This window comes from Vallicoccus soli (assembly GCF_003594885.1).
Classification (GTDB): domain Bacteria; phylum Actinomycetota; class Actinomycetes; order Motilibacterales; family Motilibacteraceae; genus Vallicoccus; species Vallicoccus soli.
The window spans coordinates 185,896-201,710 of sequence record NZ_QZEZ01000008.1 but is presented as its reverse complement, the minus strand read 5'-3'; the positions used below and the strand labels follow the sequence as shown (position 1 = coordinate 201,710).

Sequence of the window (15,815 nt, the reverse complement as noted above, 5' to 3'; positions counted from 1 at the left end):
GGGTGAGCCTGCGGGGCGTTCCGGTCAGCGGTCGTGCGCGTCGCCGGGGCCCGGGGCTGTCCGTATTGCGCACACGACGTCGTCCCAGCGGCGGCGTGTCCCCCCGTTCCTGGCGCGACACGCCGCCCCGGCGAACCGGTCGTGTGTGCAAACCGGACAGGGGGTGCGCCCCGGGACCGCCCCCGGACCGCCCCCGGACCCGCCGAGTGCGCCCCGGGACCGCGCCGGGACCGCGCCGGAGCGCAGGACCTCCGCCCGAGCGCGCTCAGGCCGCGCGGGCGACGAGTTCGGCGAGCAGCGCGAGGTCGACGTCGCGGAGCGAGGGGACCACGCGCACCCGGGGGTCGAAGGCGACGCCGGGCAGGCTGGGCACGGCGAGCACCTGGCACCCCGCCGCGACGCCGGCGGTGGCGCCGGTGAGGGAGTCCTCGACGACGACGCAGTCCCCCGGCCGCGCGCCGAGGCGCTGCGCCGCGGTGAGGTACGGCTCGGGGTCGGGCTTGCCGCGGCGCACCTCGGTGGCGGACACGGTGGTGGCGAAGCGGTGCGCGCCGAGGGTCTCGAGCACGCCGTCGACGAGCACCCGCTGGGAGTTCGACACCACGGCGAGCGGCACGCCGGCGTCGCCGAGGGCGTCGAGGAGGTCGTACGCGCCGGGCATGACCTCGACGCCCCCGCGCTCGGCGACGACCATGCGCTCGATGAGCTCGTCGGCGAGGGCCCGCCAGCGCGCGTCGGCCTCGGCGCCGGTCACGCCGGCACGCCCCAGGATGTAGCGGGCGGAGCCTTCGAGCGGGGTGCCGAGGGTGGCGTGCTGGTCGTCGGCGGTCCAGCGCAGGCCGAAGCCGCGCATCACCGCGTCCTGCACGTCGAACCACAGGACCTCGGTGTCGACGAGCAGGCCGTCCATGTCGAAGAGGACGGCGCTCGGCAGCTGCATGCGGGGATCCCTCACGTGGCGTTGAAGTACTTGGCCTCGGGGTGGTGCACCACGATGGCGTCGGTGGACTGCTCCGGGTGCAGCTGCAGCTCCTCGCTGAGCTCCACGCCGATCCGGCCCGGCTGCAGGAGGTCCACGAGCTTGGCGCGGTCCTCGAGGTCGGGGCAGGCCGGGTAGCCGATCGAGTAGCGCGAGCCGCGGTACCCCTGGCGGAAGATCTCGTCGAGCTCGTCGCTGTCCTCGCCGCCGAACGCGAGCTCGTCGCGCACCCGCGCGTGCCACATCTCGGCGAGCGCCTCGGTGAGCTGCACCGAGAGGCCGTGCAGCTCGAGGTAGTCGCGGTACGCGTTCTTCGCGAACAGCTCCGCCGCGGCCTCGCTGACCCGGTTCCCCATGGTCACGACCTGCAGGGCGAGGACGTCCGTCTCCCCCGACCCGCGCGGGCGGAAGAAGTCCGCGAGGCACAGCCGCCGGTCGCGGCGCTGGCGCGGGAAGGTGAACCGGCAGCGCTCGGAGCCGTCCTCGTGCAGCACGACGAGGTCGTCGCCCTCGCTGACCGCAGGGAAGTAGCCGTACACGACCGCGGCCTCGAGCAGCCCCTCGGTCTGGATCCGCTCGAGCCACGCGCGCAGCCGCGGGCGCCCCTCGGTCTCGACGAGCTCCTCGTACGTCGGCCCGGAGCCGCCCCGCGACCCCTTCAGGCCCCACTGGCCCATGAACGTCGCCCGCTCGTCGAGCCACTTCGCGTAGTCGGCGAGGGCGATGCCCTTCACCACGCGCGTCCCCCAGAACGGCGGGGTCGGTACGGGGTTGTCGGTGGCGACGTCGGAGCGGCGCACCGGCTCGCCGTCCTCCGGCAGGGGCGCGGCGACCTGGCGGACGCGGCGCTTGCGCAGCGCCGGCAGCTCCGCGCCCGGCACCCCGCGCTTGACGCCGATGATGGCGTCCATGAGCCGCAGGCCCTCGAACGCGTCGCGGGCGTAGCGGACCTCGCCCTCGTACACCTCGGCGAGGTCGTTCTCGACGTAGGCGCGGGTGAGCGCGGCACCGCCGAGGATCACCGGGAACGACGTCGCCATCCCCCGGGAGTTCAGCTCCTCGAGGTTCTCCTTCATGATCACCGTCGACTTGACGAGCAGCCCGGACATGCCGATGACGTCGGCCCGGTGCTCCTGCGCGGCCTCCACGATCGCCGACACCGGCTGCTTGATGCCGATGTTGACGACGTTGTAGCCGTTGTTGCTGAGGATGATGTCGACGAGGTTCTTGCCGATGTCGTGCACGTCGCCCTTGACCGTGGCGAGGACGATGGTGCCCTTGCCCTCCTCGTCGGTCTTCTCGATGTGCGGCTCGAGGTGGGCGACCGCGGTCTTCATGACCTCGGCGGACTGCAGCACGAACGGCAGCTGCATCTCGCCGCGGCCGAAGAGCTCGCCGACGACCTTCATGCCCTCGAGCAGGTGCTCGTTGATGATGTCGAGGGCGCTGGTCCCGCGCCCGAGCGCCTCGTCGAGGTCGGCCTCGAGCCCGTTGCGCTCGCCGTCGACGATCCGCCGCTGCAGCCGCTCCCCCAGCGGCAGCGCCGCGAGCTCCTCCGCGCGCGTGGCCCGCACGGCCGCCGCGTCGACGCCCTCGAACAGCTCGAGGAAGCGCTGCAGCGGGTCGTAGCCCTCGCGCCGGCGGTCGTAGACCATGTCCAGCGCGACCTCGCGCTGCTCCTCGGGGATGCGCGACATCGGCACGATCTTCGCCGCGTGCACGATCGCCGAGTCCAGCCCGGCCTTGGTGCACTCGTGCAGGAAGACCGAGTTCAGGACGATGCGCGCGGCCGGGTTGAGGCCGAAGGAGACGTTGGACAGCCCCAGCGTGGTCTGCACGCCCGGGTAGCGGCGCTTGACCTCGCGGATCGCCTCGATGGTCTCCAGCGCGTCACGCCGCGTCTCCTCCTGCCCGGTGGCGATGGGGAAGGTGAGGCAGTCCAGGACGATGTCGCCGACGTCCATCCCCCACTCGGGACCGGTGAGCTCGTCGACGAGGCGGCTGGCCACGCGCACCTTGTGCTCCGCGGTGCGCGCCTGTCCCTCCTCGTCGATGGTGAGCGCGACGACCGCAGCGCCGTGCTCGCGCACCAGCGGCATGATCCGCCGGAAGCGGGAGCCGGGGCCGTCGCCGTCCTCGTAGTTCACCGAGTTGACGACCGAGCGCCCGCCGAGCAGCTCGAGGCCGGCCTCGATGACCGCGGGCTCGGTGGAGTCGATGACGAGCGGCAGCGTCGAGGCCGTGGCGAAGCGCCCCACGACCTGCTTGACGTCCTCGACGCCGTCGCGCCCCACGTAGTCGATGCACACGTCGAGCAGGTGCGCGCCGTCGCGGGTCTGGTCGCGCGCGATCTCCACGCAGTCGTCCCAGCGCCCGGCGAGCATCGCCTCGCGGAAGGCCTTGGACCCGTTGGCGTTGGTGCGCTCGCCGATCGACAGGTACGAGGTGTCCTGGCGGAACGGCACGTGCTGGTAGAGCGAGGCCACGCCGCGGTCCGGGCGCGGCCGGCGCGGCGCGAGCTCGCGCCCGTGCACCCGCTCCACGACCTGGCGCAGGTGCTCGGGCGTGGTGCCGCAGCAGCCGCCGACGAGCGCCAGGCCGAACTCGCGGGTGAACGTGTCGTGCGCGTCGGCGAGCTCCTGCGGGGTCAACGGGTACGTCGCCCCGTCGCGCCCCAGGACCGGCAGGCCCGCGTTGGGCATGCAGGAGACCGCGACCCGCGCGTGCCGGCTCAGGTGGCGCAGGTGCTCGCTCATCTCCGCCGGCCCCGTGGCGCAGTTGAGCCCGATCATGTCGATGCCGAGCGGCTCGAGCGCGGTGAGCGCGGCGCCGATCTCCGAGCCGAGGAGCATCGTCCCGGTCGTCTCGACGGTCACCTGGGCGATGAGCGGCACGTCCTGCCCGGCCGTGCGCATCGCGCGCCGCGCCCCGACGAGCGCGGCCTTGGCCTGCAGCAGGTCCTGCGCGGTCTCGATGAGCACCGCGTCGGCGCCGCCGGCGAGCAGCCCCGCGACCTGGGCCTCGTACGCGTCGCGCAGGGTCGCGTAGGCCACGTGCCCCAGCGTCGGGAGCTTGGTGCCCGGGCCGACCGACCCGATCACCCAGCGCGGGCGGTCGGGCGTGGAGAACCCGTCGGCGACCTCGCGGGCCACCCGCGCCCCGGCCTCGGCGAGCTCGTGGATGCGGTGCTCGATGCCGTACTCGGCGAGGTTGGCGAGGTTGGCCCCGAAGGTGTTCGTCTCGACCGCGTCGACGCCGACCCGGAAGTACGCCTCGTGGACCGAGCGCACGATGTCGGGCCGGGTGGTGTTGAGGACCTCGTTGCACCCCTCGTGCCCCTCGAAGTCGTCGAGGGAGGGCTCCTGCGCCTGGAGCATCGTGCCCATCGCGCCGTCCGCCACGACGACGCGCTCCGCGAGCGCTCGGCGCAGGCTGTCCGACGAAGGGCTCACAGCGGCTCCCTGGCTGGGCGAGGGGTGGTGCGGGTCGCCGCAAGGCTACCCAGCCCGCCCGACGGGGCCCGCCGAGCGCTGCGGGCCGGGCGCGCGCGGGCGCGCCGTACGCTGGGCCGGGTCAGGAGGGGTAGCGTCGCCGGGACCGGGGCGGTCCTGCCCGGGCGGTCGAGCGACGCGGAGGTGGGCCTGTGGTGGAGCTCGAGGGCTACCCCGACCTCGTCGACCCCGTGATGGTCGCCGCCTTCGAGGGCTGGAACGACGCGGGCGACGCCGCCACCGGGGCCGTCGAGCACCTCGAGGCCGTCTTCGGCGCGACGACGCTGGGTGGGCTCGACCCGGACGACTACTACGACTTCCAGGTGACCCGCCCGACCGTCGCCCTCGACGGCGACGACCGGCGCACCATCACCTGGCCGACGACCCGCGTCTCGGTGGCCACCGGCACCGGCGGGCGCGACCTCGTCGTCGTGCGGGGCATCGAGCCGAACATGCGCTGGCGCGGCTTCACCGCCGAGCTGCTCGGGGTGGCGCACGACCTCGGCGTCGAGATGGTCGTGACCCTCGGCGCGCTGCTCGCCGACTCCCCGCACACGCGGCCCATCCCGGTCTCGGCGACCGCGTCGGACCCGGGCCTGGCCCGCCAGCTGACGCTGGAGACGTCCCGGTACGAGGGCCCCACCGGCATCACCGGGGTGCTGCAGGAGGCCTGCGGGCGCGCCGGCATCCCCGGGGTGTCGCTGTGGGCGGCGGTGCCGCACTACGTGGCCCAGCCGCCGTGCCCGAAGGCGACGCTGGCGCTGCTGCGGCGCCTGGAGGACCTGCTCGACCTGCGCATCCCGCTCGGCGACCTGCCCGAGGACGCCCGCGCCTGGCAGCACGGGGTCGACGAGCTGGCCTCGGAGGACAGCGAGGTCGCGGAGTACGTCCGGGCGCTGGAGCAGGCCAAGGACACCGCGGAGCTGCCCGAGGCCAGCGGCGAGGCGATCGCCCGCGAGTTCGAGCGCTACCTGCGCCGCCGCGGCGACGAGCCCCGCTAGAGCCGCACGCCCAGCAGCGCGTCGACGAGCCGGGACACCACGCCGGGCGCGCCGGTGTCGTCACCGCCGGTCTCGCGCTGCGCGCGAGCCCAGGCGTCGACCACCTCGAGCGCGCGCGGCGCGTCGAGGTCGTCGGCGAGGCGCTCGCGGACCGCGGCGAGCACGCCGTCGGCCGGCGGGCCGTCGGGGCGCGAGACGGCGTCGGTCCACAGCGCCAGGCGCTCGAGCGCGCGGTCGAGGTCGGCCCGGGTCCACTCCCAGTCGCCGCGGTAGTGGTGGCTGAGCAGCGCGAGCCGGATCGCGGCCGGCGGGACGCCCTGGCGCCGCAGCGCGGAGACGAAGACGAGGTTGCCGCGGGACTTGGACATCTTCTCGCCGTCGAGGCCGACCATCCCCGCGTGCACGTAGTGCTGCGCGAACGGCGCGCGACCCTCGAGCACCACCGCGTGCGAGGCGCTCAGCTCGTGGTGCGGGAAGACGAGGTCGCTGCCGCCGCCCTGCACGTCCAGCGGCATCCCGAGGTGCTCGAGCGCGATGACCGAGCACTCGATGTGCCAGCCGGGACGGCCCGGCGGCAGGCCGGTCCCCTGCGGGGCCTCCCAGGACGGCTCGCCCGGGCGCGCCGCCATCCACAGCATCGCGTCGAGGGGGTCCTTCTTGCCGAGCCGGCCCGGGTCGCCGCCGCGCTCGGCCGACAGCGCCACCATCGTGGCCACGTCGAGCCCGCCGACGGCGCCGAAGGCCGGGTCCGCCGACACCGCGAAGTACGTGTCGCCCTCGAGCTCGTACGCCGCGCCGGCCTCGCGCAGCCGCGCCACGGCCTGCGCGATGCGCGGGATCGCCTCGACGGCGCCGACGTAGTCGCGCGGGGGGAGGACGCCGAGCGCCGCCATGTCCTCGCGGAACAGGGCCGTCTCCTGCTCGGCGAGCTCGGCCCAGTCGACGCCGTCGCGCTGGGCGCGCTCGAGCAGCGGGTCGTCCACGTCGGTGACGTTCTGCACGTAGTGCACCTCGTGCCCGGCGTCGAGCCAGGCCCGGTGCACCAGGTCGAAGGCGACGTAGGTGGCCGCGTGCCCCAGGTGCGTGGCGTCGTAGGGGGTGATCCCGCAGACGTAGAGGCCGGCGACCGGGCCGGGCGCGGTGGCCCTGACCAGGCCCGCGGCGGTGTCGAACAGGTGCAGCGCCGGGCCCCGCCCGGGGAGTCGTGGGACCTGCGGGGCGGGCCAGGAGCGCATGGTCCCCGAGACTAGCCCGCGCCCGTCAGAACGGCGGCCAGGGGATGGCGGGCCACCCCTGCGGCGGGCGCGGGTGCCCGCCGCGGCGCAGCAGCCGGCGCACGCGGCGCTGCGTCGTCTCGACCTCGCGGCGGGCGAGCAGCCCGGTGAGCCCGGCGCGCAGCGGCCCGTCCTCGGCGAGGCCGGCGTCGAGGCGCTCGAGCACCTCGACCTCCTCCTCCGCGAGCGGCTCCCCGGCCCAGCCCCACAGGACGGTCCGCAGCTTCTCGTCCTCGTTGAAGCAGACGCCGTGGTCGATGCCGTGCACGGCACCGGCCGGGGTCGGCAGCAGGTGCCCGCCCTTGCGGTCGGCGTTGTTGATGACCGCGTCGAGCAGCGCGACGCGGCGCAGGCGCGGGTCGTCGCGGTGCACCAGCGTCACCGGCGCTCCCCCGGGGCCGGTCGCGTCGAGGACGGCGAGCCAGCCCTCGGGCACCGCGCCGGCCGGCACGACGTCGACGAGCCCGTCCTCGTCGGTCGACTCCACCCACAGCTGGCACGAGCCCGGGCCGAACGGCCCCTCGCGCAGCACCGTCGGCGGCACGACCGCCCAGCCGGTCGCCTCGGACACCACGTGCGCGGCGACCTCGCGGCCGGCGAGCGTGCCGTCCGGGAAGTCCCACAGGGGGCGCTCCCCGGAGCGGGGCTTGTAGATGCACGCCGCCTCGAGCCCGTCGCGGCGCAGCACCGCGAAGAGGGTGGCGTTGGAGGCGTCGACCATCCGCCCCTCGACGTGCAGCTCGCCCTCGCGCAGCAGGTGCAGCGAGGTCTCGGGGTCGAGCGCCTGCCCGGGGACGGTCACGGGACCCTCGCGGTCGCTGTGCTCACCGGCCCAGTCTCAGCGACGGTAGCCGTTGGCGCGCGGGCAGACGTGCCCCTCGGGGTCCAGGGGCAGCGCGCAGAAGGGGCAGGGCGGGCGGCCGGCCTGCACCACCGACAGGGCGCGGCGCACGAAGGCGCGCGCCGCCGAGCCGGTGAGCCGCACGCGCAGCAGGTCCGGGCCCTCGCCCTCCTCGGCGGGCACGAGGTCGTCCTCGTCGGACTCCTCGGTGGCCTGCGCCTGCGCGGTGATGACGACCCGGTCGGACTCCTCGTCCCACTCCAGGGCCATCGTCCCGACCCGGAACTCCTCGAGGATCGGCGCGCTCAGCGGTGCGGTGTCCTCGACCTCCGCCGGGGCCACCGCGGGCACCGCGGCGGTGCCGCCGCTGCGGCGCAGCACCTCGTCTAGGAGCTCGTCGACCCGCTCGGCGAGCACCGACACCTGCTGCTTCTCCAGGGCGACGCTGGTGACGCGCGCGCCGTCGACGGCCTGCAGGAAGAAGGTGCGCGCCCCCGGCTCGCCCACGGTGCCGGCGACGAAGCGCTCGGGCTGGTCGTACTCGAAGACCTGACGCGGCATGGGGACCAGCCTATGGCCGCTCAGGCGGGACCCGCGCCGCCCCCGACCGCGGCGTCGCTGCTGCGCCGCCGGCGCCGCTTCGCCCCCTTCGGCGGGGCGAGCAGGCCGGCGAGGTCACCGCCGGTGTCGTTGAGCCGTACGAGGAAGGGGCGCGTCTCCGTGTAGCGGACCACCGTCACGGAGCAGGGGTCGGCGACGATCCGCTGGAAGCCGTCGAGGTGCAGCCCCAGCGCGTCGGCGACGAGCGCCTTGATGACGTCGCCGTGCGACACCGCCACCCAGGTCGCGTCCGGGCCCAGCCGCGCGTCCCACGCGCGGACCGCGTCGACGGCGCGGGCCTGCATCGCGCGCAGCGACTCCCCCTCGGGGCCGGGGAACGTCACCGCGCTCGGGTGGGCCTGCACGACCTTCCACAGCGGGTCCTTGGCCAGGCGCTTGAGCTCGGCGCCGGTCCAGTCGCCGTACCGGACCTCGCCGAGGCGCTCGTCGGTCTCGAGGCCGAGCCCGCGGCCCGGGTCGGCATCGAGGACGGCGCGCGCGGTCTCCTGGCACCGCTGCAGCGGGCTCGCGACGACCGCGGCCAGCGGCACGCCGGCCAGGCGCCGCCCGGCGGCGGCGGCCTGCTCCCGCCCGGTGTCGTCCAGGCCGACGCCGGGGGTCCAGCCGGCCAGGACGCCGCCGGAGTTGGCGGCCGTGCGCCCGTGGCGCAGCAGGACGACGGTGCTCACCCGCGCCACCCTAGGTCCGTGGCCCCGCCCGCGCGCGGGGCAGGATGTGCGCCGTGATCGTGGACTGCGCGCTCTACCGCAACGGCGACCGCGTGCTGGAGTCGCACAGCCTCCCCCGCATCGCCGCCGCGGCGCGCGAGGACCCCGACGCCTTCGTCTGGATGGGGCTGCACGAGCCGTCCCCGTCCGACCTCGTCGGCGTGGCGCGCCTGTTCGGCCTGCACCCGCTGGCGGTCGAGGACGCGCAGAGCACGAGCCAGCGCCCGAAGCTCGACTGCTACGAGGGCACGCTCTTCCTCTCGCTGCGCACCGTCTGGTGGGAGGCCGCCACCGAGTCGATCGAGACCGGGGAGATCCGCGTCATCGCCGGGCCCGACTACGTCGTGACCGTGCGGCACGGCACCGGCTCGGGCCTGGAGGGCGTGCGGCGGCGCCTGGAGGAGTCCCACCGCCTGGGCCAGCAGGGCCCGGCCGCCGTGCTGCACGCGGTCGTCGACGCGGTCGTCGACGGCTACCTCGACATCGTCGACGACGTCGAGGACGCGGTCGACGACGTCGAGGCCCGCGTGTTCGGGCCCGAGCGCTACGACGACTCGCCGCGCATGTACCGGCTCAAGCGCGAGGTGCACGAGTTCTACCGGGCCGTCGCGCCGCTCGTGGACCCCGTCACGCGCCTGGCCGACGACCCGTCGGTGCCCCTCGTGGACGCCGGGCTCCGCCCGTTCTTCTCCGACGTGCGCGACCACCTGCTGCGCGCCCGCGAGCTCGTCGAGACGTACGAGCGCCAGCTCGGCGACATCGTGCAGGCGTACCTCGCCCAGGTCTCGGTGCGCCAGAACGAGGACATGCGCCGGATCTCGGCGTACGTCGCGATCTTCGGTGTCCTGACGCTCGTCGCCGGCATCTACGGCATGAACTTCGAGCACATGCCGGAGCTGCGCTGGCGGTACGGCTACCCGTTCGCCCTGCTGCTCATGGGCGGCGTCAGCGTCGTGATGTACCGCCTGTTCAAGCGCAGCGGCTGGCTCTGACCCGCCGCGCCGCCCGTCAGGTCGCGCTGATCGTGCCGGTGGCGAGCAGGGCGATGAGCGCGAGGCCGAGCACGACCCGGTAGACCACGAACGGCATGAACGAGTGCTTCTCGCTGGAGATGTAGCGCAGGAACCAGGCGATGACCGCGTACCCGACGCCGAAGGCGACGAGGGTCGCGACGAGGGTGGGCTGCCACTCGACCGGGTCGGTGCCGTCGACGATCTTGCGCAGCTCGAACACGCCCGAGGCGAGCACCGCGGGGATCGCGAGGAGGAAGGAGTAGCGCGCGGCCGCGGCCCGGGAGTAGCCGAGGAGCAGGCCGCCGGTGATGGTGCCGCCGGAGCGCGACACGCCCGGGACGAGCGCGAGGGCCTGGGCGAAGCCGAAGCCGACCGCGTGCCGGCCCGTGAGCTGGTCGATGGTCCGCCGGCCCGTGGCGAGGCGGTCGACGACGCCGAGCAGCAGCCCGAAGCCGATGAGCGTGCCGCTGATGAGCCAGAGGTTGCGCGCGGGCCCCTCGATCGCGTCGCGGAAGGCGAAGCCGAGCACTCCGATGGGCAGCGTGCCCACGATGATCCACCAGCCGAGGCGGGCGTCGGGGTCGCGTCGCAGCTCCTTGCGGCGCCACAGCGACAGCGTCCACGTGCGGACGATGCGCCAGATGTCCTTGCGGAAGTAGAGCAGGACCGCGGTCTCCGTGCCGAGCTGCGTCACCGCGGTGAACGCGGCGCCGGGGTCGCCCCAGCCGGTGAGCTCGCCGGCCACCCGCAGGTGGGCGCTGGACGAGATCGGCAGGAACTCGGTGAGGCCCTGCAGGGCGCCCAGGACGACGGCCTGGCCCGTGCCGATCACGACGCGCTCCCGGGCGTGCTCTCGGGGGCCGGGGGCATGCGTCTCCTCGCGGTCGGGGTGCGGGTGGGCGTCGTCGTCGGCGCCGGCACAGCCTACGGATAGCCTGCGGCGCGTGGAGGAGCGACGCGTCGGGAGCAGCGGGCTGCGGGTCTCCCGGCTCGGGCTCGGGACCATGACGTGGGGGCGGGACACCGACGAGCACGAGTCGGCCGACCAGCTCCGCGCGTTCCTCGACGCCGGCGGCACCCTCGTCGACACGGCGGCGGGCTACGGCGACGGCGACAGCGAGCGCGTCCTGGGCTCGCTGCTGGACGGCCTGGTGGACCGCGACGACGTCGTCCTGGCGACCAAGGCCGGCATCGACCGGCGCTCGGGGCAGCGCGTGGTCGACACCTCGCGCCGCGCGCTGCTGGCCGCGCTCGACGCCTCGCTGGACCGCCTCGGCACGGACCACGTCGACCTGTGGCAGGTCCACACGTGGAGCGACGGGGCGCCGCTGAAGGAGACGCTGTCGGCGCTGGAGGACGCGGTGCGCAGCGGCAGGGCCCGCTACGTCGGGGTGTCGAACTACTCCGGCTGGCAGACCGCCAGGGCCGCCACGCTGCTCGAGGGGTCCCCCGTCGGCGCCCGGCTCGTGAGCACCCAGGTGGAGTACAGCCTGCTCGCGCGCGGCGCCGAGCGCGAGGTGGTGCCCGCGGCCGGCGCGCTCGGGCTCGGGGTGCTCCCGTGGTCGCCGCTGGGGCGGGGCGTGCTCAGCGGCAAGTACCGCACCGGGACGCCGGCCGACTCGCGCGCCGCCTCGCCGCACTTCGCCGGCTTCGTCGAGCGCTACCTCGACGAGCGCTCGCGGCGCGTGGTCGACGCCGTCGTCACCGCCGCCGAGGGCCTCGGCGCGTCCCCGGTCGAGATAGCGCTGGCCTGGGTGCGCGACCGCCCCGGCGTGGTGGCGCCGGTCGTGGGCGCTCGCACCGCCGCGCAGCTGCGCGGCTCGCTGGGGGCCGAGGACCTCGTGCTGCCCCCGCAGATCCGCGCCGCGCTCGACGAGGTGTCGGCCCCGGCCCGCTGAAGGGCCGCCGGGCGGGGCCGCCGGGCGGGGCCGCCGGACGTCAGCCCTCGAAGACCTCGTCGAGGCGGTAGAGCACCCGCTCCGGGTCGACGTCCTCGAACGGCTCGTCGAAGAGGCTGTCGTCGTCCTCGTCCTGCCCGACCACCCACAGGGTGCCGCCGACGGGGTCGAGGCCCGCGTCCTCGGCGAGGTCGTCGAGGCCGTCCACGCCGTGCGCGTCGAGGAGCTGGTAGACCGCGCGCCCCGGCGTCACGTCGGTGTCGAGCTCGGGCCCGGCCTCCTCGGGCCAGGTCTGCGTGCGCGCGGCCTCCGCGGCCGCGAGCAGCTCGTCGACGTCGCGCACGACGTAGTCGCGGCGCAGCAGCAGCCCGATCCGGGCCGGCACCTCGTCGTCGCCGGAGTCCCCGGGCTCGACCGCGGGCGTCGGCGTCTCGAGCGGGGTGACCTCGCCCGTGGCGTCGAAGAGCGCGTCGTCGTACGCGTCCGCGGCCTCGCGCAGGTCGTCGTACGCCTCCTGCACCCGCGGGTCGGTCTCGCCGCGGCGGGCGAGGCAGGCCTCGAGGTGGCGCTCGAGCGCCCCGGTGAGGGCGGCGAGCGCGGCGCGGGGGTCGGGCCGGTGGTCGGGGCGGGGGTCGGCGGGTCGGTCGGTGGGACCGGAGGGGGCCATGGCGGCAACCTACCGGCAGGAGGCCCGCCCGTGGCCCCTCGGCTTGGCATAGTGGTGCGCGATGGCCGAGTACGAGTACGAGCAGCTCTGGATGCCGCGCGGCACGACCCGCGGCGACGCGCGCCGGGTCCTCACGGACCGCGCCGAGTACGGGCACTGGGAGCTGGCCCGCCTGCGCCTCTACCCCGACGGCAGCCGCCGGGTGTGGCTCCGGCGGCGCGTCATCCGGGCCGTCCGCACCGCCTGAGCACCCCGGGTGGAGACTGTCCGCCGCCGGGCCGACCGCCGGCCCGTGGCGAGGCAGGAGGGGGTGGCAGCGTGGGCATCTTCCGCACCAAGCCCGTCGAGCAGTCGATCGCGGACGCCGACGAGCCCGAGCACCGGCTCAAGCGGGACCTCAGCGCGACGGACCTGACGGTCTTCGGCATCGGCGTCATCATCGGCACCGGCATCTTCGTGCTGACCGGGGTCGCGGCGCGCGAGAACGCCGGGCCCGCGGTGGCCCTGTCGTTCGTGGTGGCCGGCGTGGTGTGCGCGCTCGCCGCGCTCTGCTACGCGGAGTTCGCCTCGACGGTGCCGGTCGCCGGCAGCGCCTACACCTACTCGTACGCGACGCTCGGCGAGGTCGTCGCCTGGATCATCGGCTGGGACCTCGTGCTCGAGCTGGCGCTCGGCGCGGCGGTGGTGTCGGTCGGCTGGTCGCAGTACCTCAACACGCTGCTCGACACCGTCGGGCTCGCGCTGCCGACCTCGATCGCCGGCGAGACCGCGACGGTCAACGTGCCGGCCATGCTCCTCGTGGCCCTCCTGACGGCGGTGCTCGTCGCCGGCATCAAGATCTCCAGCCGGCTCAACGCGGTGATGGTCGCGGTGAAGCTCGCCGTCGTCGGCCTCGTCATCGTCGCCGGGCTGTTCTTCGTCCGGGCGGCGAACTACACGCCCTTCGTGCCGGAGGCGCAGCCGCGCGGCGAGGAGTCGGGCCTGCGCGCCCCGCTCGTGCAGGAGGTCCTCGGCTACACGCCGACCGACTTCGGCGTGCTCGGCATCTTCACCGCGGCGTCCATCGTCTTCTTCGCCTTCATCGGCTTCGACGTGGTCGCCACGGCGGCGGAGGAGACGCGCGACCCGCAGCGCGACATGCCGCGCGGCATCATCGGCTCGCTCGCCGTCTGCACCACCCTCTACGTCGCGGTCTCGCTCGTCGTCGTGGGCATGCAGAGCTACGCCGAGCTCAACACCGCGGCGCCGCTCGCCGAGGCGTTCCGCGCCGTCGACCAGGACGTCATCGCCACGCTCATCACGGTCGGCGCGCTGGCGGGCCTCACGACCGTCGTCATGATCCTCATGCTCGGCCAGAGCCGGGTCATCTTCGCGATGTCGCGCGACAACCTCCTCCCCCGCGGGCTGGCGGCGGTGCACCCGCGCTTCGGCACGCCGTACCGCATCACCATCGCGGTGGGCGCGGTCGTGACGCTCATGGCCGGCTTCATCCCGCTGAGCGCCCTGGCGGAGCTGGTGAACATCGGCACGCTGTTCGCCTTCGTGCTCGTGTCGATCGGCGTCATCGTGCTGCGCCGCACGCGCCCGGACCTGCCGCGCGCCTTCCGCGCGCCGTGGGTGCCGGTGCTGCCGGCGCTCTCGGTGGTCGCGTGCCTGTGGCTCATGCTGAACCTGCCGGTCGACACCTGGCTGCGGTTCCTGGCCTGGATGCTGCTGGGCGTCGTGGTGTACGCGTTCTACGGCTCGCGGCACTCCCGGGTGGCCGGGGCGGCACAGGACCGCACGATCGACCTGCGCGAGGGCCAGGGGCGGGCGTGGCTCGACGAGGGCGGCGCCGACCCGACGGGGACGTCGGGCACCCGGCGCGACGAGCGCCCCTGACGGCGCTCGACGGGGGTCCGCGCGGCTGCGGCCGGCGGACCCCCGTGGACCCGCCGGCTCAGCAGGTGCCGAGGAAGCGGTCGAGCACCCGCACGCCGAAGCGCAGGGCGTCGACGGGGACCCGCTCGTCGACCCCGTGGAACATCGCGGTGAAGTCGAGGTCGGCGGGCAGGCGCAGCGGAGCGAAGCCGAAGCCGCGGACGCCCAGCTGCGCGAACGACTTGTCGTCGGTGCCGCCGGACAGGCAGTACGGCACGACGAGCGCCTCCGGGTCCTCCGCCCCGAGCGCGGCGACCATGCGGTCGACGAGGTCGCCGTCGAACGTCGTCTCCACGGCGTCGTCGCGGTGCACGAACTCGCGGCGCACCCGCGGGCCGAGGAGCTCGTCGATCGTGGCGAGGAACTCCTCCTCGTAGCCGGGCAGGAAGCGCCCGTCGACCTGCGCGGTGGCGACCTGCGGCACGACGTTGGTCTTGTAGCCGGCCTGCAGCACCGACGGGTTGGCGGTGTTGCGCACCGTCGCGCCGGTGATGCGCCCGATGGCGCCCAGCCGCGCGACGAGCGCGTCGGGCGCCTCCAGGTCGAGCGGCACCCCGAGCAGGTCGCTCATCTCCTCGAGGAAGCGCTGCACGGTGGGCGTCATCCGCACCGGCCACTCGTACGCCCCGATCCGCGCGACCGCCGCCGCGAGCTCGGTGACCGCGTTGTCCCGCTGGACCATCGACCCGTGCCCCGCGGTGCCCTCGGCGACGAGGCGCAGCCACGCGATGCCCTTCTGCGCGGTCTGCACGAGGTACGTCCGCCGCCCCCCGATGGTCTCGGAGAAGCCGCCGACCTCGGAGATCGACTCGGTGCACCCCTCGAACAGGTCCGGGCGGTGGTCGACGAGCCAGTGCGCGCCGTGCACGCCGCCGGCCTCCTCGTCGGCGAGGAACGCGAGCACGACGTCGCGCGGCGGGCGCCGCCCCTCGCGCAGGCGCTGCCGCACGACGGCCAGGACCATCGCGTCCATGTCCTTCATGTCGACCGCGCCGCGGCCCCACACGCAGCCGTCGCGGACCTCACCGGCGAACGGGTCGACGGACCAGTCGTCGGCGTCGGCCGGCACCACGTCGAGGTGGCCGTGCACGAGGAGCGCGTCGCGCGCGGGGTCCTCCCCCGCGATGCGCGCCACGACGCTGGTGCGGCCGGGTTGCGGCTCCACCACCGTGACCTCGAGCCCGACCTCGGCGAGCTTCTCCGCGGTCCACTCGGCCGCGCCCCGCTCCCCCGGCCCGCTGCCGTCGCCGTAGTTGCTCGTGTCGAACCGGATGAGCTCGCGGCAGAGGTCGACGACCTCGTCCTCGGCGGTCGGGTGGCTCACGGGGCTCCCCTCGTACGGCGGTCCTGGCCCGCCCATCCTCCACCTCAGCCCGGCCCCGGGGGTGGCTGGGCGGCCCCCG

At 75.0% G+C, this 15,815-nt stretch carries 14 protein-coding genes; 5 read left to right on the top strand and 9 right to left on the bottom strand.

The window, feature by feature from the left end; all coding sequences use genetic code 11:
* Window positions 1-265 precede the first annotated feature (265 nt).
* Window positions 266-940, bottom strand: coding sequence for an HAD family hydrolase (locus tag D5H78_RS16235; RefSeq protein ID WP_119951528.1), 675 nt, complete (start codon window positions 938-940; stop codon window positions 266-268).
* Between the two features lie 11 nt (window positions 941-951).
* Entirely contained in the window at window positions 952-4,431 is a 3,480-nt protein-coding gene (gene metH, locus D5H78_RS16230; RefSeq protein WP_177891269.1) for a methionine synthase, read from the bottom strand.
* A 191-nt stretch (window positions 4,432-4,622) separates the two neighbouring features.
* On the opposite strand from metH, the gene D5H78_RS16225 reads away from it, so the two are divergent.
* Window positions 4,623-5,471 (top strand): PAC2 family protein, encoded by an 849-nt coding sequence (locus tag D5H78_RS16225; protein WP_119951527.1) that lies wholly within the window; start codon window positions 4,623-4,625, stop codon window positions 5,469-5,471.
* Here D5H78_RS16225 and mshC read toward each other — a convergent pair.
* From mshC to D5H78_RS16205, 4 genes are all read right to left on the bottom strand, one after another.
* Window positions 5,468-6,706 (bottom strand): cysteine--1-D-myo-inosityl 2-amino-2-deoxy-alpha-D-glucopyranoside ligase, encoded by a 1,239-nt coding sequence (gene mshC, locus D5H78_RS16220; RefSeq protein WP_119951526.1) that lies wholly within the window; start codon window positions 6,704-6,706, stop codon window positions 5,468-5,470. The two genes, D5H78_RS16225 and mshC, sit on opposite strands and share 4 nt — an antisense overlap.
* 25 nt (window positions 6,707-6,731) lie before the next feature.
* Window positions 6,732-7,466 carry an SCO1664 family protein gene (locus tag D5H78_RS16215; protein WP_119951564.1) on the bottom strand — a complete coding sequence of 245 codons (735 nt, stop codon included), beginning with the start codon at window positions 7,464-7,466 and terminating at the stop codon, window positions 6,732-6,734.
* Window positions 7,467-7,583: 117 nt separating this feature from the next.
* Window positions 7,584-8,147: a DUF3090 domain-containing protein gene (locus D5H78_RS16210; RefSeq protein WP_119951525.1), complete on the bottom strand. Its 564-nt coding sequence runs from the start codon at window positions 8,145-8,147 to the stop codon at window positions 7,584-7,586.
* Window positions 8,148-8,167: 20 nt separating this feature from the next.
* Window positions 8,168-8,875, bottom strand: coding sequence for a histidine phosphatase family protein (locus tag D5H78_RS16205; protein ID WP_119951524.1), 708 nt, complete (start codon window positions 8,873-8,875; stop codon window positions 8,168-8,170).
* 44 nt (window positions 8,876-8,919) lie between these two features.
* Here D5H78_RS16205 and corA point away from each other — a divergent pair, with 44 nt between their 5' ends.
* Window positions 8,920-9,906, top strand: a complete 987-nt coding sequence (gene corA, locus D5H78_RS16200; protein WP_119951523.1) for a magnesium/cobalt transporter CorA — start codon at window positions 8,920-8,922, stop codon at window positions 9,904-9,906.
* A 16-nt stretch (window positions 9,907-9,922) separates the two neighbouring features.
* Here corA and D5H78_RS16195 read toward each other — a convergent pair whose 3' ends face one another.
* A complete protein-coding gene (locus D5H78_RS16195) occupies window positions 9,923-10,756 on the bottom strand; it encodes an undecaprenyl-diphosphate phosphatase (RefSeq protein ID WP_342782488.1) in 834 nt (277 codons plus the stop codon).
* A 115-nt stretch (window positions 10,757-10,871) separates the two neighbouring features.
* Between D5H78_RS16195 and D5H78_RS16190 the strand changes: the two genes are divergently transcribed.
* Window positions 10,872-11,825 carry an aldo/keto reductase gene (locus D5H78_RS16190; RefSeq protein ID WP_119951521.1) on the top strand — a complete coding sequence of 318 codons (954 nt, stop codon included), beginning with the start codon at window positions 10,872-10,874 and terminating at the stop codon, window positions 11,823-11,825.
* Between the two features lie 40 nt (window positions 11,826-11,865).
* Here D5H78_RS16190 and D5H78_RS20335 read toward each other — a convergent pair whose 3' ends face one another.
* Window positions 11,866-12,492: a hypothetical protein gene (locus tag D5H78_RS20335; protein ID WP_119951520.1), complete on the bottom strand. Its 627-nt coding sequence runs from the start codon at window positions 12,490-12,492 to the stop codon at window positions 11,866-11,868.
* Window positions 12,493-12,553: 61 nt separating this feature from the next.
* Here D5H78_RS20335 and D5H78_RS16180 point away from each other — a divergent pair, with 61 nt between their 5' ends.
* Window positions 12,554-12,739 carry a DUF5703 family protein gene (locus D5H78_RS16180; RefSeq protein ID WP_119951519.1) on the top strand — a complete coding sequence of 62 codons (186 nt, stop codon included), beginning with the start codon at window positions 12,554-12,556 and terminating at the stop codon, window positions 12,737-12,739.
* A gap of 71 nt (window positions 12,740-12,810) precedes the next feature.
* The gene (locus D5H78_RS16175) at window positions 12,811-14,373 is read left to right on the top strand and encodes an amino acid permease (RefSeq protein ID WP_119951518.1); all 1,563 of its coding nucleotides are present in this window, start codon (window positions 12,811-12,813) and stop codon (window positions 14,371-14,373) included.
* Window positions 14,374-14,431: 58 nt separating this feature from the next.
* On the opposite strand, the gene D5H78_RS16170 is transcribed toward D5H78_RS16175, so the two are convergent.
* Window positions 14,432-15,772 carry a M20/M25/M40 family metallo-hydrolase gene (locus tag D5H78_RS16170; RefSeq protein WP_119951517.1) on the bottom strand — a complete coding sequence of 447 codons (1,341 nt, stop codon included), beginning with the start codon at window positions 15,770-15,772 and terminating at the stop codon, window positions 14,432-14,434.
* Window positions 15,773-15,815 lie beyond the last annotated feature (43 nt).